Origin of the sequence: Arenibacter arenosicollis (assembly GCF_014397245.1) — a bacterium.
GTDB lineage: Bacteria > Bacteroidota > Bacteroidia > Flavobacteriales > Flavobacteriaceae > Arenibacter > Arenibacter arenosicollis.
This window is the reverse complement of the sequence record NZ_JACLHY010000009.1, coordinates 85,898-111,534: the sequence shown is the minus strand read 5'-3', so window position 1 is coordinate 111,534 and position 25,637 is coordinate 85,898. Positions and strand designations below refer to the sequence as shown.

Sequence of the window (25,637 nt, the reverse complement as noted above, 5' to 3'; positions counted from 1 at the left end):
CTACATTGGGTAAGGCCATTCTGCCACTTTGGTAATCCATACCCCGTACCCAGTTCTACCTCAAAGATATTAAATAGAACTGCCTTATTGCAAAATAATTGTTGGTAAGTGTTCATTAAACCATTTTGATCGGTGAATTATCATCGTATGAGTCCCATTTTTAACCGTGATACAATCTTTGATGTGACCAATGGGGAAGACGGGATCCTTCTCACCGTGAATATGTACAATATTCTCCTGGTACTGGGTTTGTTTCCAATTCACGATAGTATCTATAGACCAGTCCAGGTAATATTTATCGCGGATAGATAAATACTGTTCATAAAGCGCCAAGCGCTTGGGTACGGTTTCTCCAAAGGCATATTTTGCCAATAATTCCATATTATTTACTAGTCCGGTAGGCAACAGTTTATGCACTTTGGTGTACTTGGCAAAAATCATTCTCTTGGGTAGTTCCGATTTACTTTTAACACTCGAAATAATGATGACTTTCTCTACTTTAATATGTTTTGCCATTTCCTGAACTAGAATTCCACCAAAGGACACTCCTATTAGAATAGCATTTTCATGTTTTATATAACTGCACATTTTTAACGCGTAATCTTCCAAGGATATATTCTTGTCGGGAATTACCCAATCCAAACAATGCTTTTCAAAGGTCCCGGACGGCAATTCTATTTTATCAAAAATGGAAGGATTGGCTGCCATGCCGGGCATGAAATATACGTGTTTTTTATTTTGGACCATTTGGTTTTTGAGCATGCTATTTAAATAGGATATTTGCTTTTTTTTAGCTAACTTTGTTTTCTTGGCTTTTTTGTCCCCACTTAGTATTTGCTTAATTTACAAGCCTAGATTATAATTTGAGAACGTTATGATCCAAAATTAGTCATTATTTAAAATCAAACTATATGAATGAAGTAGAAATTAAGGACAATGGCTTCTTGAGACAATTTGAAGCCAGGGTTGACGGCCACTTGGCCAAAATTGAGTATTCTTCCCAAGAGCGTAAAGTTTTTTTAACCAAACTTGTTATACCTGAGGAAATAACAAAGGAAGGTTTTAAAGAAGATTTTATTAAAAGTGTTTTGAGCCATATCCAAGAACAAAATTTAAGAGTCGTACCTACTAGCCCTCAAATAGCAGGTTTCTTGAGAAAAAATCGACAATATAAGGAAATGCTTCCCGTTGGGATAAGAATATAACCGTCATTAAAAAACCTCTCACAATCGAGAGGTTTTTTATTTTTATTCTTGTGGATTTTAAGTCTTATCAAAAATAATAAACATGTATGAAAGGTTTGGCTAGACCGATGCCATACTTTCCACTTCAGTACATCTTACCAATCCGTCATCATCAATTTCTGTAAGATTCACCTCTTGCAATGTATTTACCAAGCCAGGATTCCAAGGTGCCTTTATTTTTACATAATTTTCAGTAAAACCGTGTATGTAACCTTCCTTGTTTTCAGCTTCGTACAATACCGTTCTTCTGGAACCCAGTTGTCCCTCATAAAAAGCCCTTCTTTTTTTCACTGAAAGCCCCCGTAACATCTTACTTCTCTTATTTCTGACTTTTTTGGGCACTACACCATTTAGTTCCACTGCCTTGGTATTATCCCTTTCGGAATAGGTAAATACGTGCAGATAGGAAATATCCAACTCATTTAAAAAGTTATAGGTCTGCAAAAAATGTTCCTCCGTTTCTCCTGGAAATCCAACTATTACATCCACACCTATACAGGCGTGTGGCATAACCTCTTTAATTCTTTTTACCCTATCAACGTATAATTGGGTCAAATATCTTCTGCTCATTAATTTTAGAATGGCATCACTACCGCTCTGAAGTGGAATATGAAAATGGGGTACAAAAGAATTGCTCTGCGCCACAAAATCTATGGTTTCATTTTTTAATAAATTTGGTTCTATGGATGAAATCCGTAAACGGTGAATTCCCTCTACCTTATCCAATGCTTTTACCAGATCTAAAAAAGTATGTTCATGTTTTTTGTTGCCAAATTCCCCTTTTCCATAATCGCCAATATTAACTCCTGTAAGTACAATTTCTTTGATGCCCTTTGCGGAGATTTCCGCGGCATTCGTTAAGACGTTCAGCAGGGTATCGCTCCTGGAAATTCCCCTGGCCAAAGGAATAGTGCAATAGGTACATTTGTAATCGCAACCATCCTGTACTTTTAAAAACGCCCTGGTGCGATCCCCAATCGCATAACTACCTACATAAAAGTCGGCCTCTTCAATTTCACAGGAATGCACTTGTCCAAAATCGTTCTTGGAAAGGTCATTGACATAATCTGCGATTTTGAATTTCTCGGTTGCTCCCAAAACAAGATCAACGCCGTCTACCGCTGCCAGTTCTTCGGGTTTAAGTTGTGCATAGCAGCCAATTGCGGCTACAAAAGCGTTTGGATTGCTTTTTTGTGCTTGCTTAACGATCGACTTAAATCGCTTGTCGGCATTTTCAGTAACGGAACAAGTGTTGATGACATACATATCCGCATTTTCAGAAAAATCTACACGTTCAAAACCTTCTTCTACCAAATCCCGCGCTATAGTTGAAGTTTCCGAAAAATTGAGCTTGCAGCCCAAAGTATAGAAAGCGACCTTTTTTTTCATCATTATCTTTCTTTCTCTGAATAAAATTCAGTTTCTATTACACCTAATCTATAATGACTGCAAATATACCAAATAATTAGGCAGCCATTTAGTCAATACAAATGGTTTGGAAAATTTAATGGGATATGGTTATTCTTTACGCCAGCGCTTGGTTTCCTCAAAAACGTGGTTAAGGATCTTAGCGTCCATTTCATTGAATTCCACTCCCCTACGCGCCATCATTACTTTAGCGGCCTCAAAAGCCTTGTTGGGCTGATAGGTAGTGAATCCCGTGGCACCACCCCAACTAAAACTGGGGACAAAATTCCTAGGGAAGCCGGGCACATAAATATTGCAGTTTACACCTATTACCGTTCCAGTATTAAACATGGTGTTTATGGCCGTCTTGCTGTGGTCTCCCATCATTAGGCCGCAGAATTGTAATCCAGTCTGTTCAAATTTCTCTGTATCGTAATTCCACAGGCGAACTTTGGCATAATTGTTCTTTAAATTTGAATTATTGGAGTCAGCGCCAATGTTGCACCATTCTCCAAGTACCGAATTGCCAAGGTAACCTTCATGGCCTTTACTGGAGTATCCTATAAGAACCGAATTAGAGATTTCTCCACAGACCTTGCTATAGGGGCCAACAGTAGTTGGGCCATAAATTCTGGCACCCATTTTTACGACGGCTTTTTCGCAAAGTGCAAAACCTCCCCTAATTAGGTTACCTTCCCATACCTCGGAATTCTTACCAAGATATATAGGTCCTTCGGAAGCGTTTAGAATACTGTACTCCACGCTTGCCCCTTCCTCCAAAAATATATTTTCGGGGTTTACCAAACTATTGGTCTGGGAAATGGAGGCGCTTTTCCTGCCTTCGGTCAAGAGGTCAAAATCTGCCTGTAGGGCTTCACCATTTTTAGAGAAAATATCCCAAGTATTTTGAATCCGCAATATGGGTCCTTTAAATTCTATATGGGTATAGGTGGAAAAATCTACCTCCTCTTGAGTCTCTTCGGAATAAAAGGCGATAACCTCCTCTCCATAAAATACAGCTTCCTTGGATCTTAAATTTGCTACCAGATCTACCAATTCGGCATTGGGCAAAAAGGAAGCATTAATAAGAACGTTCTCCTCCATCTCCACCATTGGAAATCTTTCAGAAAGATAATCCTCCGTTATAGTGGTGATAGTATTACCAAGGTATTTTTCCCATTTTTCCCTAATGGTCAAAATCCCGATCCTAATATCTGCAACCGGCCTGGTAAAGGTAAAAGGCAATAAGGCCTTTCTTACCGTACCATCAAAAAGAATATAATTCATACAACTAAATTAAAACAAAAAAAGTCACGCAGTTGCGTGACTTAATAACTCTTTTGTAAAGAAAATATTATTTTTTAAACTTCTCGTACTTGCTCTTAAATTTATCGATACGACCTGCAGTATCCAAAAATTTGGCCTTACCGGTATAGAATGGATGTGAAGTTCTTGAAATCTCCAATTTTACTAATGGGTATTCAACTCCATCAACATCTAAAGTTTCTTTGGTATCAGCTGTGGATTTAGTAAGGAAAACCTCTTCATTGGACATGTCCTTAAAGGCTACCAATCTATAATTCTCTGGATGTATATCTTTTTTCATTGTAAAAACGTTTGTTCCTGCTTAATTTCGAGGTGCAAATTTAAATATTTTTCTGAAAACAACAACTTAAAATCTTAAAAAAGAAAAATAAAAATTATCTAACTTTAAATGTAACAAATTTAACAACTTCACAACTAATCTGAAAAAATCATTAAAACTTTAATCAACATGGAAGAAACCAAACCAAAAACAGGTAAATACGCTTTAACTTATGGACTTATCCTCGGTGCCATTAGTGTTGTATTTATATTGATGTTATACTCGTTGGATATGCATTACCAAGGTGGCCCATTGGTCATGGGTGTAAGCCTTCTTATAACCATTGCCGTAATCGTTATAGGTATGATGCAGTTCAAAAAAGACAACAGCGGTTTTATGTCCTTTGGTGAAGGCTTGAAAATTGGTATCGGTATTGGCCTAGTTGCCGGTATCATTGGCATTATCTTCAATCAGATCTTGGCCGGAGTTATTGATCCAGAAATGATGAACAAGGCCATGGAGTATCAAAAAGGGATGCTTATGGAAACTACTAAAATGACTCCTGAACAAATTGATGCTCAAATGGAAATGGGTAAAAAATTCACAACGCCCTCAATGCAAATAGTATTCGGACTAATTTATAGCGTAGTGGCAAGTCTTTTATTATCACTTATTCCCGCATTAATTTTAAAAAAGCAAGAAACTATTCAGTAATTTGTACTTTTGAAAAGATTTTCCATTAGTACCGAATGAATATATCTATAATAATTCCTTTACTCAACGAAGAAGAATCGTTAACAGAACTGCATGATTGGATTGTACGCGTAATGCAATCCAATCATTTTTTATATGAAATACTTTTTATCGATGATGGAAGTACAGATTCTTCTTGGGACATTATCACTAATTTGGGCAAGACCAATCCTAATGTAAAAGGAATACGCTTCTTAAAGAATTTTGGGAAATCCCAAGCCTTACATGCCGGTTTTAAGGCCGCTCAAGGCGATGTGGTCATAACTATGGATGCAGACCTTCAGGACAATCCAGAGGAAATCCCGGAATTATACCAAATGATCGCTAATGAAGGCTTTGATCTTATCTCCGGTTGGAAGAAAAAAAGATATGACTCCATCATTTCCAAAAATCTCCCCTCCAAACTATTTAATTGGGCCGCCCGTAAAACTTCAGGGGTACGGCTGCACGATTTTAATTGTGGCCTAAAAGCCTATAAAAAAGAGGTTATAAAGACCATTGAAGTTTCCGGGGAAATGCACCGCTATATTCCAGTATTGGCCAAAAGTGCCGGATTTCACAAAATTGACGAAAAGATAGTTCAACATCAAGCCAGGAAATATGGAAAAACCAAATTTGGTATGGACCGCTTCATTAATGGTTTTTTGGATTTAATTACCATCTGGTTCGTTTCCAAGTTTGGCAAACGTCCCATGCATCTTTTTGGTGCTTTGGGAGTATTGATGTTTACCATTGGATTTGGATTTGCACTTTATTTGGGTATCGATAAAGTTTTTATCAACCCCTTCGGAAGGCTAATAACCGAACGACCTCAATTTTATATATCACTGATAGCCATGGTAATAGGAACACAACTTTTCCTTGCCGGCTTTTTAGGAGAAATTATGGTACGGTCCAGAAATAATGAAACCCGCTACAATATCACAGAAGAGATAAATCTTACCGAAAAATAAACAAATATTCTTTGTATTTTTAAGAACATATAATACCAAACGACTATGGAAGCCATACTAAAAAATGCCAAAAGCTGGTTGACCGATTTTTTCGACGACAAGACCAAAAACGAGATTCAAAAGTTAATTGACAACAATACCGAAGAGTTAAAAGACCGCTTTTATAAGAACCTTGAATTTGGGACGGGAGGTATGCGCGGAATTATGGGTGCCGGTACCAATAGGATCAATAAATATACCTTGGGGAAAAGTACCCAAGGCCTTAGTAACTACCTTAACCAGGTTTATAAGGATGAACAGGTTAAAGTGGTCATCGCCTATGATTGCAGGCATAATAGTGACACTTTGGCCAGGACAGTTGCCCAAGTTTTTGCTGCCAATGGTATAAAGGTGTTCCTTTTTTCAGAATTGAGGACCACCCCTGAACTATCCTTTGCCGTAAAATACCTTAATTGCCACGCCGGTATTGTTTTAACAGCTTCACATAATCCGCCGGAATACAATGGCTATAAAGTATATTGGACGGACGGTGGACAAATAGTACCACCTGAGGACGGCGCTATTGTAAGCGAAATAAATAGCCTTTCATTTGAAGATATAAAATTCAATGCAGATGAAAGTTTAATAGAATTAATAGACAAGGAGGTTGACGAAGCATTTATTGAAGCATCCGTTAAAAATGGAAACTTCAATGCCAAGGGCAAGGACAACTTTAAAATTGTATTTACCTCCTTACACGGCACATCCATTACTGTAATCCCCGAAGTATTGAAACGGGCAGGGTATAAAAATGTTACCATAATTGAGGAGCAAGCCAAACCCGATGGTAATTTTCCAACTGTAGTCTCCCCTAACCCCGAAGAACCGGAAGCCCTATCCATGGCTATTAAAAAAGCCGAGGAAATTGGAGCGGACATGGTTATTGGTACCGATCCTGATAGTGACCGACTAGGAGTGGCCGTCCGCAATTTGGAAGGAGAAATGGAAATTCTAAATGGTAACCAATCCATGATCATGATGACCAAGTTCTTATTGGAGCAAAGAAAGAAAAAAGGTATTTCAGGGAAGGAGTTTATTGCCTCCACCATAGTTTCTACACCAATGATGGACTCGCTGGCCAAGGCCTATGGAGTGGAATGTAAAACTGCCCTAACAGGATTTAAGTGGATTGCTAAAATGATCAAGGATTTTCCAAACCAGCCTTTTATTGGAGGGGGTGAGGAAAGTTTTGGTTTTATGGTAGGTGATTTTGTGCGCGACAAGGATGCGGTTACCGCTACCCTATTGGCATGTGAGATTGGGGCCAACGCCAAGGCTAATGGCAGTTCTTTCTACAAAGATTTAATAGATTGCTATGTGGATTACGGGTTCTTTAAGGAAAAATTAATTTCCTTGACCAAGAAAGGAATGTCGGGCGCTGAGGAAATTAAACAGATGATGATCGATTTCAAGGATAATCCCGTTGAAACCATTGATGGCTCAAAAGTGGTTGTTGTAGAGGATTACAATACGGCAACTTCTAAAAATGTAATTACAGGTAAAGTATCCCCAATAGATATCCCAAAATCCAATGTATTGATATACATTACCGAAGATGGTACCAAAATGGCAGCCAGACCCAGTGGTACGGAACCCAAAATTAAATTTTACTTTAGTATCAATACCCAATTGAAGAAGGCATCCGATTATAAAAAAGTAGATGCTGAACTCGATGCTAAAATTGAAAGAATCCTTAAAGAGTTGAATATAGGTTAATGGAGTATTTTAAGAAAATTCTTCGCTTTGCGAAACCATACCGTAAATACGGATTTTTAAACATTTTTTTTAATATTCTATACGCCCTTTTCAGTGCCCTTTCTTTTGCCGCTTTAATTCCCATGTTGGATGTGCTTTTTAAACCGGAAAAAAAGATTTTGGTAGAACCGGTCTATGAAGGCTTTGGGGAACTTAAGGATTATCTGCAGGATTATATCAATTATCGTGTCAACCTATATTCCGGCGATGATGAAATGCGAGGTTTGGTCTTGGTGATTGGCCTAGTATTGATTCTTTTTCTTTTAAAGAATTTCTTTAATTACCTGGCCATGTATTTCATTACCTTTTTAAGAAATGGGGTATTAAAGGACATTAGAAATAAGATGTATGCCAAAATAGTGGACTTGCCTATTTCCTATTATTCTGAAAAGAGAAAGGGCGATGTTATTGCCCGTATTACCTCCGATGTATTGGAAATCCAACATTCATTCCTATCCATTTTGGAACTGATAGTTAGAGAACCCCTTACCATCCTGTTTACTATTTTGATCATGTTTGGGATAAGTACAAAGCTTACCCTCTTCGTGTTTATTTTTATTCCGATAGCAGGAATGATTATTTCCAGAATTGGAAAATCCCTGAAAAAGAAATCGGATCGCGTACAAAGGGAACAGGGGGAGTTTTTATCCATTGTGGAAGAAACCCTGGGCGGTTTAAGGGTTATAAAGGCCTTCAATTCCGAATCTAGATTTTATAAAACTTTTTCAAATTCCACCAATAGGTTTTTCCACTTTTCCAACAAGTTGTTGAACAGACAAAATCTTGCTTCACCAACTGGCGAATTTTTAGGGATATTGGTCATTGGCGTCTTACTTTGGTTCGGAGGAAAAATGGTTCTGATAGATAAGACTTTGGATGCATCCTCATTTATTGCATACATGGGGCTGGCATACAACATCCTTACCCCGGCCAAAGCCATTAGTAAGGCTTCCTTTGGGGTAAAAAAGGGTAATTCAGCAGCCGAACGAGTACTGGAAATTTTGGAAACGGATAATCCTATCGTAGAAAAGAAGGATGCCATTTCAAAATCTACATTTGATCAAGGAATAGAAATTAAAAACGTTTCCTTTAAGTATGAGGATGAGTACGTCTTAAAAAATTTTAATTTAAAGGTTCCTAAAGGTAAGACCGTAGCCCTTGTTGGACAATCTGGAAGTGGGAAAAGCACAATAGCTAATTTAATGACCCGCTTTTATGATGTAAATGAAGGTGATATCGCAATAGATGGTATAGATATAAGGGATTTTAGCAAAAAATCGCTACGCAGCCTAATGGGGCTGGTTACGCAGGATTCCATTCTTTTTAATGATACCGTTAAAAACAATATTGGTTTGGGCAAGGAGAATGCAACAGAGGAAGAAATAATTGCTGCGGCCAAAATAGCCAATGCCCACGATTTTATTTCAGAGCTGCCCCTTGGTTACGACACCAACATAGGTGATAGCGGGAATAAATTGAGCGGAGGACAAAAACAACGCTTGTCCATTGCCAGGGCCGTTCTTAAAAATCCGCCTATAATGATTTTGGATGAGGCCACTTCCGCTTTGGATACCGAGAGTGAAAGATTGGTTCAGGATGCCTTGGAGAAAATGATGCAGAATAGAACTTCAATAGTAATTGCCCATAGGCTTTCCACCATACAAAATGCCGATACTATAGTGGTTTTACAGAAGGGAGAGATTGTGGAACAGGGATCTCATGCTCAGCTCTTGGCCAAAGATGGAGTTTATAATAAGTTGGTTACCATGCAATCTTTCTAAGCGAGGTAAACAATCCCTTACCTATTTATAACCACTGGATTTTAGATTGACCAGTTAGGCAACTTGAAAAATACCGTTATCTTGAAACCTGTTGTTCCAAGATTTGGTTTTGGGTCAACCTATTCTTAAGTACGTCCAAATATTCGAGGGCTTCCTTATTGTCATAATCCGTATGTGATTTTGTTGCCCATTCCATGGCCGATTTTAAGTCGCCATTGATCTCGTTAATGACTGCCATGTTATAACAGGCCCTTCCTGCAATTCGGGGATTGGAATTCTCTACATCCTTTTCCCACAATACTGATGCTCCCTCTAAATCTCCATTTTCTATTAGCTTGCCAGCTAGGTCCAGGTTATCGTTACCTCGTGTAAAATACGATCTCTCTACATTGTTTTCATAGGGTAATAATCGTTGGCCGTAATTGCTGCCCGTTGACTTACTCTGCTCAACCAAGGTGTCCTTTCGCCCCTCTATGGCTCTATAAGCCTCTATACGGTTGGTGCCTTTGCCCTTGGAGACCACCTGGCCATTAAAAACAAATTCATCAATGATTTCATTCTTATTTGGATAATAAATTTTCCAGCCATTTTCTATAAGTGTTTCCAAGGTAATCTCCTGAGCCGGTACCTTTACCTTAACTCTCATAAGGTTAGGTTGCATCATGGATGTTTTCTTTACCGAAACTGTGGTCTCCGCATCAAAATAGGACATGGAAAATATGGCATCCACATTGTGGGCCTGGCAAATTTGTTCAATGGAAGCCCAGGAGATGGAATCATTTCCAGTGTCAAAATTCAATAGCCCTTCCTGCACGGAATCGAGCATTTTAATAGATTGGAATCGGTTATCCTTTAAAAGTTCGTTGAATAACCCTGTAAGAGCGGCATCCCTGCCCTGCTCGGCAAGCCATTGTTCCTCAGCTGACACCATTCTGTTAAGACCAGTTTCATCCTCTTCTACATCTGGCAGAATGCTCCTATTGATGATGCCTATCTTCTTAATTTTTTTTGAAATATTTACAGGTGAGGGCTCAATCGTCTGAAGAACGATTTGCTTGGTTGGGCTACAACTTATAATTATCATTAGTAGGCCTGAGGCAAAAAACCTAATAGAAAACTTGCTCATGCTATTTAAATGAAGTTGAATTGATAAAAGGATTAAGCGTATTAACATAACCTTCCTAAAACTCATTTTATAGGCAAAATATTGTCCAATAGCCCCAAAAACATTGTATTTAGGGGCTATTTAATCTTTAAACTGGATAAATACCTCCATTTATGCAATGCGTTTAGTACTCTTCCAAACAAGGCCGTCAATTCTATAAAGTAGTTGATAGCATTGTCCAAAAGCAAAAAGAGTCCAGTTCCCATTTTCTGGATACTGGACTCTTTTGTTGGATTATTCCAACAAAATGTACACCTATTCTAAGGTAGATGTGCTTATCTAGACGCTTGTTGCTCCAAGACTTCATTCTGGGAGAGCCTATACTTTAGGATATTCAAATACCTAAGGGCATCCTTATTATCATAATCAGCATAGGATTTTGAAGCCCAATCCATTGCAGCGTTCAAGTCGCCATTAATTTCATTTATTATGGCCATATTATAACAGGCCCTGCCGGCAATTTTGGCTTTTCTATTATCCAACTCTTTTTCCCACAGCTGGGCAGCACCTTGCCAGTCTCCAGTTTGTGCCCTTCTTTTGGCCACAACGAAATTGTCGGTACCACGTACAAAGTAATCCCTGCTGATCCTATGTTTGTATGGGGATATCCTAGATCCATAGGCATAACCAATATTTTTACTGAATTCTTCAACAGTTTCATTTCTACGGGCTACGGCCTCTATTGCCTTGATAGGATTAATCCCCTTTCCCGTTGAGACAAGATGATCTGTGTACATGAATTCGTCCACAATTTCCCTAGTCTGGGGGTTATAGATTCGCCACCCATTTTTTATGAAAGTGTTTAAAGTGACTTCATGCGCTGGCACCGCCACTTTTATTCCCAAACTGTTGGGAAGTTGCATCATAGAGGGTTTATAGGATACTTGGGTATCGGTATCGTAAAATGCAAGCGAAAAGATGGCGTCAACACCGTTGGCTTCGCAAATTTCTTCTATAGCATCCCATGACAGGCTAGCCGGAAAGACATCCAGTCCTTTTCGGATTTCTGTTTCGTTATCCAAAATTAATATTTCTTCAAACCTTCCAGATCTTATTAATTCATCAGATAGGGCGGTAATAGCTGCCTCTGCCCCTTTTTTATCCAAATTAAGGCCTTCGGCGGACAATATTTGATCTATTTTATCAAGTTGTTTATTTCCCTCGGAAGGTAAACTTCTATTGATAATACCAATTCTCTGAATATCATTTGGAATATGAACAATAGCTGGTTCAGTAGCTCCCATGGTTAAATTATTGGTGGCACTACATGACATCAATAAAATGCCAATACCAATATATCCGAAGATTAATTTAAGGTTTTTCATAGGTAGGTCTTTTATGGTTTTTATTAAAAACTATTGAAATAGTCTAGCTATAAAACACATACTGTGCCAAAAATATTGTTCCATGGACCAACATTCATCAACTTTTTACGTGGTCAGCACAACTAATTACCCTAAAAAAGGTAGACTTTACGTGTAAATACATGGTTCTACTGACCTCCCATATTACTCCTATTCCTTACCTTTGAAGGTTATAAAATGTTATGGTAAGGAAATCACAATAGATGAATAATATAGGTTCAAAAACGCTTCAAGATTTAGAATTCAACACCGTACTCCAGCAATTGGCTGGGCGTTGTACCACAGAACTCGGAAAGGAACAGGTCCTAAGTTTGGAGCCAATAGCGTCTAAAACTGAACTTTTGAAGGTTTTGGGGCAAACTTCAGAGTATCTGGCCTCCTACTCCAATGACAATAGGATACCCAACCATAATTTTGATGCCATAAACTCTGAACTAAAGCTCCTGAAAATTGAGAATACCACCTTGGAAGTAGGTGGTTTTAAGAAAATTGGTGCCCTTTGTACAACAGTTGCAACACACATAAAGTTTTTTATAAAATTCAAGGAATACTATCCCTTACTTTTTGAGGTTACGGAATCTATTTCCCTCAACACAGAAATTCCTCGGCATATAGAGGGCGTTTTGGATAAGTTTGGAGAAATAAAGGACAATGCCTCATCCAACCTACAAAACATTCGCTCTCAAATGGGAGTAGTCAAGGGTAAGATAAATCAAAGCTTTGCCAGCGCCCTCAACACCTATCACGCTTCCGAACTGTTGGATGAAATTAGGGAGTCGGTGGTAGACAATAGACGGGTACTTGCCGTTAAGAGCATGTATAGGAAAAAGGTCAAAGGGGCCGTGATGGGAACCTCCAAAACCGGTAGTATTGTTTACATTGAACCAGAAGCCACTCTTAGGTACAGTAGGGAACTAAGTAACCTGGAATTCGAGGAAAGGGAAGAGATTCAAAAAATACTGAACGATTTAACAAATAGGATACGGCCTTTTAGCCCTGACCTGTACTCCTACCAGGATTTTCTGGTACATATGGATATAACCGCTTCTAAGGCTAAATATGCCTTGGAAATGGATGCGCTACTGCCCGAAATAAGTGATAACAGAGAGCTTTACCTTAGAGATGCCTACCACCCTTTGCTGTATTTGAGCAATAAATACAAAAAGGAGAAAACGTATCCACAAACCATAGGCCTCCATCCAGAAAACAGAATTATCGTCATATCAGGACCTAATGCAGGAGGTAAGAGTATTACTTTAAAAACCATAGGCCTATTACAGGTAATGTTCCAAAGCGGTTTATTAATTCCGGTTCATGAGCGATCCAAGGTTTGTTTGTTCGACAATGTACTTACCGATATCGGTGACAACCAATCTATAGAGAACCATCTCAGTACCTATAGTTACCGGTTAAAGAACATGAATTATTTCTTGCGGAAGTGCAACGATAAGACCCTATTTCTAATCGACGAATTTGGAACCGGGAGTGACCCAGAATTGGGTGGTGCCCTGGCCGAGACTTTTTTGGAGGTCTTTTACGAACGAGGTGCCTATGGTGTAATAACTACCCATTATGCCAATCTTAAACTCTTGGCCAACGAATTGCCGCATGTTACCAATGCCAATATGCTATTCGATGGAAAATCGTTGGAACCTACGTATCAATTGGTCTTGGGACAGGCCGGTAGTTCCTTTACCTTTGAAGTGGCACAGAAGAATGGTATTCCCTATAGCCTCATAAACAAGGCTAAAAAGAAAATAGAACGCGGTAAGGTCCGTTTTGATGCCACTATTGCGAAGCTTCAAAAGGAACGCAGTAAAATGGAGAAAACCGGTTCCAGGCTACAGGAGGAAGAATCCAAGGCTAGAACCGAAGCCCAAAAACTGGAAGACCTAAATTCCAAGATCAAATCCAAATTGGAAAATTATCAGGAACTATATGACCACAACCAAAGGATGATCTATTTGGGGAACAAGGTAAATACGGCTGCAGAAAAATATTTTCAGGATAATAAGAAGCGTATTTTGGTTTCCGAATTAATACGTATTGTTGAAACAGAAAACAGTAAGCGCAAAAAACAAACTGTAAAGGAAGTTAAGGTTCAAAAGGCAAGAAAAGCCAAAGTTGAGCAAGAGGTCATTAAAAAGGTAGAGGTAATCCGCGAAAAGAAAAAAGTAGAAAAGAAGAAGGCCGAAGTAAAGGAGAAAAACAAACCACGCCCCATATTTACAGTGGGCGATCGTGTTCGTTTAATAGACGGAAAGGCTGTAGGCAGTATAGATAGTTTGGAAAAGAACAAGGCCATTGTCAACTATGGCATTTTTACCACCAATGTGGGAGTAGACCAACTGGAATTGGTAGAAAGAAAAAAATAAAAAAAGGGGTCGCACCTCTACTGAAATGATTGAAAACAAAAAAATAATTCTATTTGACGGGGTTTGTAACCTCTGCAATAGGTCCGTGCAATACGTAATTAAACACGATACCCGTAACGATTTTAAGTTTGCTGCCTTACAAAGCGAAATTGGGCAAAAATTAGCCCAAGAACGTGGAATAGACACTTCTGTGGTTGATTCAATTATTCTTATAGAACCAGGAGTGGCCTACTATACCAAATCTACAGCTGCACTAAAAATTGCGCAATCTTTTGGGGGTGCTTGGGGATTGACTAGCGTATTGGAATGGATTCCGGAAAAGATTAGGAATTGGGTATATGACTATGTGGCTAGAAACAGATATCACTGGTATGGCAAAAAAGAAGCGTGCATGATTCCCACTGCTGAATTAAAGTCAAAATTTTTGGATCAAAAATAGTACGTCACTGCCCTGTATTATTTAAGGACTGTGCAGATATTTAATGGCTGCATATTGTCCTGAAGAAGTAGCGTACACTCGATAAACTAATTTGGATATTTTATTACTTAAGTAGATAAACGTAAATTTGTAATTATCAATAAACTCAATTTAAATTATGGAATACCGTATAGAAAAGGATACCATGGGCGAGGTTAAAGTGCCGTCCAACAAATACTGGGGAGCGCAGACCGAACGCTCAAGAAATAATTTCAAAATTGGTCCAGCGGCTTCAATGCCATTGGATATAGTTTATGGATTTGCCTATTTAAAAAAAGCGGCGGCCTACGCCAACCATGAATTAGGCGTACTTTCCGAAGAAAAAAGAGACCGTATTGCTCAGGTTTGTGATGAGATTTTAGAAGGAAACCACGATGACCAATTTCCTTTGGTGATTTGGCAGACCGGTTCGGGAACACAAAGTAATATGAACGTAAATGAGGTTATTGCCAATAGAGCCCATGAGCTTGCCGGAAAGAAAATCGGTGAAGGTGAAAAAACCATTCAGCCCAATGACGATGTGAACAAATCCCAGTCGTCCAATGATACCTTCCCCACTGGGATGCATATTGCTGCCTATAAAAAAATTATTGAAGTTACTATTCCGGGCGTTACACAACTAAGAAACACCTTGGATAAAAAGGCAAAAGAATTTGCCAAGGTTGTAAAAATTGGACGTACGCATTTAATGGATGCCACTCCCCTAACCTTGGGACAGGAAATTTCGGGTTATGTTTCCCAATTGGACCATGGATTGAAAGCTTTGAACAACACTTTAGATCACTTAAGTGAGTTGGCACTTGGCGGTACGGCGGTAGGAACTGGCTTGAATGCTCCTAAGGGCTATGATGTGTTGGTTTCACAATATATAGCCAGATTTACCGGGCTACCTTTTAAAACAGCCGAGAACAAATTCGAGGCCTTGGCGGCCCATGATGCCATTGTAGAAAGCCACGGTGCTTTAAAACAGTTGGCTGTAGCACTTAATAAAATAGCCAATGACATTAGAATGATGGCATCAGGTCCAAGATCAGGCATTGGAGAAATTATTATTCCGGCGAACGAACCAGGTAGTTCCATTATGCCAGGAAAAGTAAATCCTACCCAATGTGAAGCCTTGACCATGGTGTGTGCACAAGTAATGGGGAACGACGTTGCCATAAGTGTAGGTGGAACACAGGGCCATTATGAACTGAATGTTTTTAAACCCATGATGGCGGCGAATATTTTACAGTCTGCACAATTGATTGGCGATGCCTGTGTTAGTTTCGACGAGAATTGTGCCGTTGGTATAGAACCAAACCACGATGTAATAAAGCAACTTCTAAATAACTCCTTAATGTTAGTTACTGCATTAAACACAAAGATTGGTTATTATAAGGCTGCGGAAATAGCGAATACTGCCCATAAAAATGGGACTACTTTAAAGGAGGAGGCTATAAATTTGGGATATGTTAGCGCAGAGGAATACGATGAGTGGGTAAAACCTGAAGATATGGTAGGTACCTTGGATTAATGCCAGAAGTAAATAAGTAAAAATCCTCGAAGCGAGTTGCCTGGTATCAGACCTATATATCCCGCTGTTTTAGCTGGATTAGTTAATTGATAAAGGGAATTAAATCCCAAGCCAATCACTGCTCCCCATTTAAGGTCCCGATCCAAGGATTGGGGTAATTAAACAAGAAACCCCGCCTTATCGGCGGGGTTAGTTCGACTATCGCATTCCAATTTGGGGCTTTTGAAATACGGGTCTCACGAGTAAATTTCTCCGGGGCAAGCCCACGGAGCATTTTAAAGGAACACGTTTTCAAACTTTAGCCACTTACTAACGAGACAAGTCTCGGGGTATTCACCCCTCTAGAATAAAAAAGGCCAATCCATACGGATTGGCCTTTTAGTTAAATGGGTAGTGTTACTATTATTTCAATTGAAACTTGGAAGTTCCCAATAATTTTAAACCATTGTCATAGACATTTACCATATAATTCCCTTTTTGGAATTCTCCAGCTGGCTTGTCAATGAAATCACATACATCCAAAGAACGGTTCTCATAGTAGAAATCGGTTCCTTTACTGTAAGTTACAGAAGCTCCAGAATCACTTGTTTTAGAGAAACTTTCTCCAAGTACATTTCCTTGTGGATCTAAAACTTCAATAAAGAATTGTCTGTCACCAGCTTGTGCAATTACGTTATCAGCTACAGTAAAACAAACTTTTAATTTGTCAGTAGCCTTAGCTCTAGAAGTAGATACCAGTTTACCACTAGTTCTTTCTTTAACCGCGTCAACAGAAAATTTAGATAGATTTAAAGCTGACCCTTTTGAAACTACATCTGCCAACTGAGTGTTCTGTACTACCAATGAATCGTTGAAAACTGTTTGTTTTTCCAATTCAACATAAGTACTGTCCCTTTGCATTGCCAAGAAAGTATTAGATCTGGTTAAAGAATCTACTTTTCTTATTAATTGCTCTCTTTCTTTTGTTAAAATACCTACTTGCTTTCTGTAACGATAAAGACTTGCAATATCAGATTTCATAGTCTTAACAGAATCAATGTATTTTGCAATGTTATCTCTAGCAGAAACCAATTCTTCGTTGGTAGCATTACTTTCCAAGATAGCTTTGTCGTATTCTGATTTTAAACTGGTCAGGTCTTCAACAACCAATTCTTTTTCTTTTGTAAGTAATGCAGTGTTCTTTTGTTTATCTTGATATAAACTTACTGTGTAAATGATTACACCAAGTAAAATAACACCTAATAAACCTGCTATAACCTTCAATCCATTATTACTTTTTGTTTCAGTCATAATTGTAATTATTAATTATTTAATTTTTTTTAGCCTTAAAATTATTTGTTTGTAACACTCTATATACGATCAAGTTTGGATTTTAGATTTTTTTAGTTAAAAAAAAATAAATTTTATCACAAAGAATCCAAAATTCTTACCTTAACCTTAGGAATTTGGTGATTTTGCTGATATGGATTTAAAAATAGTCCCCTTTAAATCCAGCTATGCCAAAAGGTTTAAGGAACTTAATGTAGCATGGTTGGAAAAATATTTTTATGTTGAACCAAAAGACGCCATTCTTTTGGAAAATTGTGAGGCCAACATAATAGATAAGGGCGGATATATTTATTTTGCCCAGTACAATGATGATTTAGTGGGTTGTTTTGCATTGCTAAAAATGGGCCCCAATGAATATGAATTGGGTAAAATGGCGGTAGATCCAAATTATCAGGGGTTAAAAATTGGTCAGACACTTCTAGGTTTTGCTATTGACCTTGCGAAACAAAAGAGATGGAAGAAATTAATTTTGTACTCCAATACCAAGTTGGAAAATGCCCTCTATATTTATAAGAAACATGGCTTTATAGAGGTTGAAATTGAAAAAAATCTACCCTACGCCAGGAGTGACATTAAAATGGAACTATTAATAAATTAAAATATTCTAATCATGCGGTATTCAAATTATATTATTGCCTTGGTTTCCCTAACAGGTTTTTTGTCACTGGGATGCAAGGAAAAATCCAAGTCAGCTCCAGTAATGGAGGAAGTTGTTAATCTTGTGGCCGAAAACACGGCTTCAGGTCTTAATATTACACCAATAGAACACGCCACGGCAGTTTTGGATTGGGATGGTACAATCATTTACGTTGATCCTGTTGGAGGCAAGGATGCCTTTGCCAATGTCGAGGAGCCAGACCTTATATTGATTACCGACATTCATGGTGACCATTTTAGCTTGGAAACACTGCAGGCTTTAAATACCGGTAAGGCCAAAATAATTGTACCACAAGCAGTAGCCGATAAGATTCCAGCCGAATTTACTCCACAACTGGACATTCTGAATAATGGGGACTCAAAAGAACGTTATGGAATTAATATCGAAGCGATACCCATGTACAATCTACGTGAAGAAGCTAAAGATTTTCATACCAAGGGAAGAGGCAATGGGTATGTGCTCAGTAAAAATGATCAACGTATATATTTTTCCGGCGATACCGAGGATATTCCTGAAATGCGCGCTCTACAAAATATAGATAAGGCCTTTGTCTGTATGAACCTTCCTTATACAATGACCGTTGAAAGTGCAGCGGATGCCGTAGCTGAGTTTAAGCCAAAACAAGTATATCCTTATCATTATAGGGGTAAGCCAGATGTTGGAGACGTTGTTAAGTTTAAAAAATTGGTAAATGAAAAGGATTCCAATATTGAAGTAGTACAATTGGATTGGTATCCTAAGGAAGATTATTAATGGATGTTCTGAAAAACCATATTGGTTAACATAAAATCCAGAACCTTTTAAAACATAAAACGCTGTTTCTTAATCATCTCGATTATAGAAACAGCGTTTTTATTAGTAATCCTCTGAACTAACGTATTAACTTCTTGTATTTTAGTCGCTTAGGTATTAAATCGCCCCCTAAACGTTTCTTTTTATTTTCTTCGTATTCAGAGAAAGAACCTTCAAAGAAGTATACTTGGGAATCCCCTTCAAACGATAAAATATGGGTGCAAACCCTATCCAGGAACCATCTGTCGTGGGAAATAACTACCGCACATCCGGCAAAATTTTCGAGACCTTCTTCCAAGGCCCTTAAGGTATTTACATCCAAATCGTTTGTTGGCTCATCTAAAAGTAGTACGTTACCTTCCTCTTTTAAGGTCATGGCCAAATGCAAACGGTTACGCTCACCACCGGAAAGCATATCCACTTTCTTGTTCTGCTCACTACCAGAAAAATTGAATCTACTTAAATAGGCTCTGGAATTTACCTGTCTGCCTCCCATCATGATCAATTCCTGCTCATCACTAAAATTCTGCCAGATAGTTTTTTCAGGGTCTATATTGGAATGACTCTGATCTACATAGGCAATTTTTGCTGTGTCTCCAACCACAAATTCGCCCTTGTCCGGTTTTTCCTCGCCCATTATCATACGGAAAATGGTGGTTTTACCTGCCCCGTTGGGGCCAATTATACCTACTATGCCCGCTTGTGGCAATTTAAAGTTCAAATCTTCATAAAGTAATTTATCCCCGTAGGCCTTACTTACTCCATTGGCTTCAATAACATTGGTTCCCAATCGAGGTCCGTTTGGGATATAGATCTCCAGTTTCTCATCCAGTTGTTTTTGGTCCTGGCTCATTAATTTATCGTAGTTCTGCAAACGGGCCTTTTGTTTGGTCTGTCTGCCCTTTGCCCCTTGTCTAACCCAATCCAACTCTCGCTCCAATATTTTTTGTCTTTTGGAGGCTGTTTTGCTTTCTTGGGCCATACGCTTGGATTTTTGATCTAACCAGCTAGAGTAGTTCCCTTTCCACGGAATACCTTCTCCCCTGTCCAATTCCAATATCCATCCGGCCACATTATCCAAGAAATATCTATCGTGGGTTACGGCAATAACGGTTCCTTTATACTCCGCTAGATGATGCTCCAACCAATGAACGGATTCTGCATCCAAATGGTTCGTTGGCTCATCCAACAAAAGAATTTCAGGTTCTTGCAACAATAATCGGCAAAGCGCAACACGTCTCCTTTCACCGCCGGAAAGTATTCCAATTTTTTTATCGGGGTCTGGTGTGCGTAAGGCATCCATTGCTATTTCCAATTTGGTGTCCAGCTCCCAAGCATTGCTGGCGTCTATTTTGTCTTGTAGTTCCGCTTGCTTGTCCATGAGTTTTTGCATCTTATCTGCATCCTCATATACTTCGGGAAGCCCGAACATATCATTTATCTTATTGTACTCATCCAAAATGGCAACGGTTTCGGCAACTCCTTCCTTGACTACTTCCAGCACTGTTTTATTTTCATCCAATTGTGGTTCCTGCTCCAGATATCCAACCTTATACCCTGGAGAAAAAACTACATCTCCCTGGAAGTTCTTATCCACACCGGCTATTATTTTTAGCAAGGTAGATTTACCGGAACCATTAAGACCTAGAATTCCGATCTTTGCTCCATAAAAGAAGCTTAAATAAATATTCTTTAATACCGGGGTATTGGCAGTTTTGTACGTTTTGGTAACCCCGGACATGGAGAAAATCACTTTCTTATCGTCCGACATATTATATATGTATTATTAATTTTGATTATTTTATTTTGAAGTGTTGGGTCAGTCAATATGGGTTTTCAGTATTCTGTTCTATTCTTAAGATTAACCTTAACCCATTATAGTACCCTATACCCTTCCTTTTAATGCATTAAAAACCCAAGCAATTGCGAAGAAACCTATTCCAACTGAGGCAAATCCCCATCCGGCTACATCATCATATCTAAAAGCGCCCAACGCAATTAGCGAAAGACCTACAATTATCATTATAAAGGTTGCCCAAGCAAGCACTGTATTCTTATTCATTCCCATGTTTTAATCGGTTTGGTTTGTAGAGCCTCAAATATCGTAAATTTTACAAGAATTTATCATCATACAAAAAACTTTATTCGTGAAACACGTATTTCAGAAGCCGCAGGCTCATTGAAATGCGATAGTCGAACGAATCCCGCCTGTTTAGCGGGGTTTCTAGTTTAATACCACTACCCATGGATTGTTTCCTAATAGGGGTTCAGATTTTCCCTTGGGGTTTAATACCTTTTATTCCTCGAAAGGAAATACTATTCCATTTTGCTTTCTCACCGTGTCCATTATGGTTATTAAATCCAAACTGTTTTGATGGCTCCAAAGATCACTTTCTAATTTACCTTGGCTAAGACAGGCATGCACCTCATTAATTTCATAGTAATACCCCCTTCCAGTGGTTGGTAGCTTAATCTCTTCGTTTTCATTATTTCTGTCAATGGTAAATCCTTGGGCCTCATGCCATCTGCCAGGAATATATATGGTGCCTTTTTCCCCGGAAATTTCTGCTTTCATTTCGGATCTACTGGTAAAGCCAGAATATAAAATGGCCTGGGCCTTGGGGTATTTAAAGATTATTGAAGTCTGTATTTCGGCACCATTGGCGTGAAAATTGGAAGTAGATAAAATTTGATCCGGGTTACCAAGAAGCAAATAGCTTAAAAAAATAGGATAAATTCCGATGTCCAATAAAGATCCTCCAGCAAGTTTCGGATTCAACACCCTTCCTTCAAAATCCCTATCCAGGGCATAAAAGGCAAAATCTGCATGTAAATAGGCCAATGAACCTATTTCACCAGAGTCTACCGTCTCCTTTACCTTTTTAATGGCAGGATTAAATCTACTCCATAAGGCCTCCATTAAAAATACTTTGTTGCGTTGCGCAGCCGCTATCATTTTTTGGACCTCTACCCTATTTACACCCATGGGTTTTTCACATAACACGTGTTTACCGTTATCCATGGCCATAATAGTAAGTTCTGAGTGCAAGGTGTGTGGTGTGGCAATATAGACTACATCAACTTCCTTGCAATCGAAAAGTTCTTTATAGCTCCCAAAAGCATTGGGCACTTGGTATTCCTTAGAAAATGCTTGGGCCTTGCCCATATCTCTAGAGGCGACGGCATATATTTGAGCTTCATTTACCAAGGCAAGGTCCTTAACAAAATTACGGGCAATATTGCCCAAGCCAATAATTCCCCATCTCACTTTTTGTCCCATTTTGAATATGATTTAATTAAAGTTAATAAATATAACTCCTTATCTTTATTGCGCAAAAGAAAGCCAGCGTAACATGGACATCAACTTCAACAAAAACGAAGACCACAATAAATTACTACTATCAGATTTAAAAAATAGACTTGCCAAGGTAAAACTTGGTGGTGGAAAAAGTCGAATTGAAAAACAACATGCCCAAGGCAAATTAAGTGCCCGTGAGCGTATTGATTATCTATTGGACAAGGGAAGGGATGCTATAGAAATTGGGGCATTTGTAGGTGATGGAATGTATGAAGCCCATGGTGGATGTCCGTCTGGAGGCGTGGTTATAAAAATTGGCTATGTAAAGGGCAAACAATGTATCGTTGTGGCCAATGATGCTACCGTTAAGGCTGGTGCCTGGTTTCCGATTACTGCAAAAAAAAACCTAAGGGCACAGGAAATTGCCATGGAAAACCGCTTGCCCATAATATACCTGGTAGATAGTGCCGGGGTATACCTTCCCATGCAGGACGAAATTTTCCCGGACAAGGAACACTTTGGAAGAATATTTAGAAACAACGCCATTATGAGCAGCATGGGGATTACTCAAATTTCCGCTGTTATGGGCAGTTGTGTTGCAGGTGGGGCCTATCTCCCTATCATGAGCGATGAGGCATTGATAGTGGACAAGACAGGAAGCATTTTTTTAGCTGGTAGCTATCTGGTAAAAGCTGCCATTGGGGAGTTAATCGACAATGAAACCTTAGGGGGAGCAACAACTCATTGTGAAATTAGTGGGGTTACGGATTATAAGGCGAAAGACGATAAAGATGCTTTGGATACTATAAAGAAAATTGTTGATAAAATAGGAGACTATGACAAGGCAGGGTACAATAGAATAACTCCAATTAAACCTAAGGAAAAGGAAGATGACATCTATGGCATTCTCCCAAAATCAAGAACGGAGCAATACGATATGTTGGAAATTATAAAGCGATTGGTTGATAATTCCGAATTTGAACAATACAAGGAAGGCTATGGAAAAACAATACTTACAGGATACGCCCGTATAGACGGTTGGGCTGTGGGCATTGTAGCAAATCAACGCAAGGTGGTAAAAACCAAAAATGGGGAAATGCAATTTGGTGGTGTCATATATTCCGATTCTGCGGATAAGGCCACCCGATTTATTGCCAATTGCAACCAAAAGAAAATCCCTCTGGTATTTTTACAGGACGTTACCGGATTTATGGTGGGTAGTAAAAGTGAGCATGGGGGAATTATAAAGGACGGTGCAAAAATGGTCAATGCAGTGAGTAATTCGGTTGTTCCTAAATTCACCATTATTATAGGCAATAGTTATGGGGCTGGAAATTATGCCATGTGCGGAAAAGCGTATGACCCAAGATTGATTGTGGCTTGGCCCAGTGCCGAATTAGCAGTAATGAGCGGTAATTCTGCCGCCAAAGTATTACTTCAGATAGAAACAGCTTCGCTAAAGAAAAAAGGAGAAAAGATAACGGAGGCTCAAGAAAACGAACTTTTTAATAAAATAAAACAGCGATATGACAACCAAATATCGCCCTATTATGCTGCCTCCCGTTTATGGACGGACGCTGTAATAGATCCTTTGGACACTCGGAAATATATTTCCATGGGCATAGCGGCAGCCAACCATGCTCCTATTAAAAAGCCTTTTAATTTGGGGGTGATTCAGGTTTAGGAATGGTTTGAATTTACCAATTAATTAATGTGACAATGTTTTGTTTTATGGCTAACCTAGTACCTTTTATTCTTATTCAATAAATAATTTTAACTCCGTATTGATGGTAAACAGGTATACATCATCATTAGTATGGGTAAGTTTAAAAACTTTCATCGACTTTCTTTGGGCCGAAGTGCCATAATCAAAAAATGTAGTTACTTTTAGGTATGTTGGGTCTTGCGTTCCGTTTCCGAAGTAAGAAATATTAACCACCCATTCCCCTTTTAGTTCGTCGTCCAAAAAGAATTGTTTACTAGAGTATCCTTTTAAAATTTCTGCGGACAATTGGGCTTCCTTAGATTCAATAGTATATTCCCAACTATCATAATACTTTTCAGGATCAATAAATTGTAATTCAAATTCGGCTGCATTATTGTTCCATTCTATAACTACCCTGGTCTTTGGATTTTCAGAATTGTCCTTCACCACCTCACTTTCCAATATAAACTTCTCCCTATACAAGTTTATTATATTCATCCGTTCTGTGTTCATAAGCTCATCCGTACTGCATCTGTCAAAGGGAACAGAGTCTAAGTCGTTAACAGCAAGCTCATAACGGGTATAAATATGTAATGCCTTTTGGTAATTCCCTATATCTTCATAGGCATTAGCCACATCCCTGTGCGACTGGGCATCCCTAGGCCTAAGCTTCAACACTTTCAAGTATTGCTGTAAGGCATTTTCCGAAAATCTTAATTTTTCATACCTGTAGGCCAATGCCTTTAGCGCCATGGCATCATGGGCAAATTGATGTGCCATAGTATCCAGAATTGCTAAGCATTTTTTGGTATTGCCCCAAGTGGTCCTGAAATATTCGGAAATGTCGAGTAAATAATAGGGAGAGTTGCTAAACCTTGTTTTTTGATTTTTAAATAATCGATAGGCTTTTTCTTCCGAATCGGCCAACGAATATTCTAAAATATACTCAGGAATTTCTGGAGAATATGCCCGTTTTACTGCCAACTGATCATAAATACTATCCCTTAATCCAGAATTATTGTAGATTTTCTCTACCCCTAGTTCATCTATGCGGGTCTGCTCCTTGGTATTTATAATAATGACTCCGCCAGCACCTCTAGGACCATATCTAGAAAATGCACCGTTACGGGTAAGTACCGCAACACGTTCAATATCATGAACTGAAATAAATGTCGGGGCCTGTTCATATACAAAGCCGTCAACATCAAAAATGACTGAGCCTTTTGTACTTGCATATTGCGGCAGATAAACACGAGGGTCCAAGGGGTTAGTTACCCTGTCAATTACCATGTTAGGAACCCATACAAGTAGGGCATCCAAAAAATCTGTCCCTGCTGGCATTAGATTTTTACCATCAATGACCCGCATCGAATATGAAGTCCGGTCCTTGTCCATAATTCCCCATGAGGACTTAATTAAGTTAGTGTTGGTGGGGTAATC

General features: G+C 38.8%; 22 protein-coding genes. 11 read left to right on the top strand and 11 right to left on the bottom strand.

Translation table 11 applies throughout. From position 1 onward, the window contains the following. Positions 1 to 84 precede the first annotated feature (84 nt). Positions 85 to 747, bottom strand: a complete 663-nt coding sequence (locus H4O18_RS10930; protein ID WP_187584568.1) for an alpha/beta fold hydrolase — start codon at positions 745 to 747, stop codon at positions 85 to 87. Positions 748 to 911: 164 nt separating this feature from the next. On the opposite strand from H4O18_RS10930, the gene H4O18_RS10925 reads away from it, so the two are divergent. After that, the gene (locus H4O18_RS10925; protein ID WP_031443900.1) at positions 912 to 1,205 is read left to right on the top strand and encodes a GNAT family N-acetyltransferase; all 294 of its coding nucleotides are present in this window, start codon (positions 912 to 914) and stop codon (positions 1,203 to 1,205) included. Positions 1,206 to 1,304: 99 nt separating this feature from the next. Here the strand turns inward: H4O18_RS10925 and mtaB are convergent, their stop codons facing one another. The 3 genes from mtaB to H4O18_RS10910 all read right to left on the bottom strand — a co-directional run bounded on the left by mtaB (position 1,305) and on the right by H4O18_RS10910 (position 4,257). Continuing rightward, positions 1,305 to 2,633, bottom strand: coding sequence for a tRNA (N(6)-L-threonylcarbamoyladenosine(37)-C(2))-methylthiotransferase MtaB (gene mtaB / locus H4O18_RS10920; RefSeq protein WP_187584566.1), 1,329 nt, complete (start codon positions 2,631 to 2,633; stop codon positions 1,305 to 1,307). 129 nt (positions 2,634 to 2,762) lie between these two features. Further along, positions 2,763 to 3,938: a GlmU family protein gene (locus H4O18_RS10915; RefSeq protein ID WP_187584429.1), complete on the bottom strand. Its 1,176-nt coding sequence runs from the start codon at positions 3,936 to 3,938 to the stop codon at positions 2,763 to 2,765. 67 nt (positions 3,939 to 4,005) lie between these two features. Further along, complete coding sequence (locus H4O18_RS10910) at positions 4,006 to 4,257, bottom strand: type B 50S ribosomal protein L31 (RefSeq protein WP_187584427.1); 252 nt, start codon at positions 4,255 to 4,257, stop codon at positions 4,006 to 4,008. 168 nt (positions 4,258 to 4,425) lie between these two features. On the opposite strand from H4O18_RS10910, the gene H4O18_RS10905 reads away from it, so the two are divergent. The 4 genes from H4O18_RS10905 to H4O18_RS10890 are packed head-to-tail and all read left to right on the top strand — an operon-like array spanning position 4,426 to position 9,517. Continuing rightward, positions 4,426 to 4,950: a DUF4199 domain-containing protein gene (locus tag H4O18_RS10905; protein ID WP_187584425.1), complete on the top strand. Its 525-nt coding sequence runs from the start codon at positions 4,426 to 4,428 to the stop codon at positions 4,948 to 4,950. Between the two features lie 35 nt (positions 4,951 to 4,985). Continuing rightward, positions 4,986 to 5,942, top strand: coding sequence for a glycosyltransferase family 2 protein (locus H4O18_RS10900; protein WP_187584423.1), 957 nt, complete (start codon positions 4,986 to 4,988; stop codon positions 5,940 to 5,942). A gap of 45 nt (positions 5,943 to 5,987) precedes the next feature. Next, entirely contained in the window at positions 5,988 to 7,697 is a 1,710-nt protein-coding gene (locus H4O18_RS10895) for a phospho-sugar mutase (protein WP_187584421.1), read from the top strand. Next, positions 7,697 to 9,517: an ABC transporter ATP-binding protein gene (locus H4O18_RS10890; protein ID WP_187584419.1), complete on the top strand. Its 1,821-nt coding sequence runs from the start codon at positions 7,697 to 7,699 to the stop codon at positions 9,515 to 9,517. Before H4O18_RS10895 ends, H4O18_RS10890 begins: the two co-directional genes overlap by 1 nt. A gap of 76 nt (positions 9,518 to 9,593) precedes the next feature. Here H4O18_RS10890 and H4O18_RS10885 read toward each other — a convergent pair whose 3' ends face one another. Both H4O18_RS10885 and H4O18_RS10880 read right to left on the bottom strand, forming a co-directional pair. Beyond that, complete coding sequence (locus H4O18_RS10885) at positions 9,594 to 10,643, bottom strand: DUF6340 family protein (RefSeq protein WP_187584417.1); 1,050 nt, start codon at positions 10,641 to 10,643, stop codon at positions 9,594 to 9,596. Positions 10,644 to 10,957: 314 nt separating this feature from the next. Further along, positions 10,958 to 12,007 carry a DUF6340 family protein gene (locus H4O18_RS10880; RefSeq protein ID WP_187584415.1) on the bottom strand — a complete coding sequence of 350 codons (1,050 nt, stop codon included), beginning with the start codon at positions 12,005 to 12,007 and terminating at the stop codon, positions 10,958 to 10,960. A 242-nt stretch (positions 12,008 to 12,249) separates the two neighbouring features. On the opposite strand from H4O18_RS10880, the gene H4O18_RS10875 reads away from it, so the two are divergent. The 3 genes from H4O18_RS10875 to fumC all read left to right on the top strand — a co-directional run bounded on the left by H4O18_RS10875 (position 12,250) and on the right by fumC (position 16,415). Further along, a complete protein-coding gene (locus H4O18_RS10875) occupies positions 12,250 to 14,421 on the top strand; it encodes an endonuclease MutS2 (protein ID WP_187584413.1) in 2,172 nt (723 codons plus the stop codon). Between the two features lie 25 nt (positions 14,422 to 14,446). Beyond that, entirely contained in the window at positions 14,447 to 14,860 is a 414-nt protein-coding gene (locus H4O18_RS10870; protein WP_187584411.1) for a thiol-disulfide oxidoreductase DCC family protein, read from the top strand. A 157-nt stretch (positions 14,861 to 15,017) separates the two neighbouring features. Continuing rightward, positions 15,018 to 16,415, top strand: a complete 1,398-nt coding sequence (fumC, locus tag H4O18_RS10865; RefSeq protein WP_187584409.1) for a class II fumarate hydratase — start codon at positions 15,018 to 15,020, stop codon at positions 16,413 to 16,415. Positions 16,416 to 16,817: 402 nt separating this feature from the next. On the opposite strand, the gene H4O18_RS10860 is transcribed toward fumC, so the two are convergent. Then, positions 16,818 to 17,705, bottom strand: a complete 888-nt coding sequence (locus tag H4O18_RS10860; RefSeq protein WP_187584407.1) for a hypothetical protein — start codon at positions 17,703 to 17,705, stop codon at positions 16,818 to 16,820. Positions 17,706 to 17,877: 172 nt separating this feature from the next. Here H4O18_RS10860 and H4O18_RS10855 point away from each other — a divergent pair, with 172 nt between their 5' ends. Together H4O18_RS10855 and H4O18_RS10850 are read left to right on the top strand one after the other, a co-directional pair. Continuing rightward, the gene (locus tag H4O18_RS10855; RefSeq protein WP_187584405.1) at positions 17,878 to 18,342 is read left to right on the top strand and encodes a GNAT family N-acetyltransferase; all 465 of its coding nucleotides are present in this window, start codon (positions 17,878 to 17,880) and stop codon (positions 18,340 to 18,342) included. 12 nt (positions 18,343 to 18,354) lie between these two features. Beyond that, positions 18,355 to 19,155: an MBL fold metallo-hydrolase gene (locus H4O18_RS10850; protein ID WP_187584403.1), complete on the top strand. Its 801-nt coding sequence runs from the start codon at positions 18,355 to 18,357 to the stop codon at positions 19,153 to 19,155. 118 nt (positions 19,156 to 19,273) lie between these two features. Here H4O18_RS10850 and ettA read toward each other — a convergent pair whose 3' ends face one another. The 3 genes from ettA to H4O18_RS10835 all read right to left on the bottom strand — a co-directional run bounded on the left by ettA (position 19,274) and on the right by H4O18_RS10835 (position 22,474). Beyond that, positions 19,274 to 20,965, bottom strand: coding sequence for an energy-dependent translational throttle protein EttA (gene ettA / locus H4O18_RS10845; protein ID WP_187584401.1), 1,692 nt, complete (start codon positions 20,963 to 20,965; stop codon positions 19,274 to 19,276). A gap of 114 nt (positions 20,966 to 21,079) precedes the next feature. Next, positions 21,080 to 21,262, bottom strand: a complete 183-nt coding sequence (locus H4O18_RS10840; RefSeq protein WP_031443882.1) for a CAL67264 family membrane protein — start codon at positions 21,260 to 21,262, stop codon at positions 21,080 to 21,082. A gap of 228 nt (positions 21,263 to 21,490) precedes the next feature. Next, positions 21,491 to 22,474 carry a Gfo/Idh/MocA family protein gene (locus tag H4O18_RS10835; RefSeq protein WP_187584399.1) on the bottom strand — a complete coding sequence of 328 codons (984 nt, stop codon included), beginning with the start codon at positions 22,472 to 22,474 and terminating at the stop codon, positions 21,491 to 21,493. 73 nt (positions 22,475 to 22,547) lie between these two features. Between H4O18_RS10835 and H4O18_RS10830 the strand changes: the two genes are divergently transcribed. Beyond that, positions 22,548 to 24,176 (top strand): acyl-CoA carboxylase subunit beta, encoded by a 1,629-nt coding sequence (locus tag H4O18_RS10830; RefSeq protein ID WP_187584397.1) that lies wholly within the window; start codon positions 22,548 to 22,550, stop codon positions 24,174 to 24,176. Between the two features lie 72 nt (positions 24,177 to 24,248). Here H4O18_RS10830 and H4O18_RS10825 read toward each other — a convergent pair whose 3' ends face one another. Beyond that, entirely contained in the window at positions 24,249 to 25,592 is a 1,344-nt protein-coding gene (locus tag H4O18_RS10825; RefSeq protein WP_187584395.1) for a Plug domain-containing protein, read from the bottom strand. Positions 25,593 to 25,637: the final 45 nt, after the last annotated feature.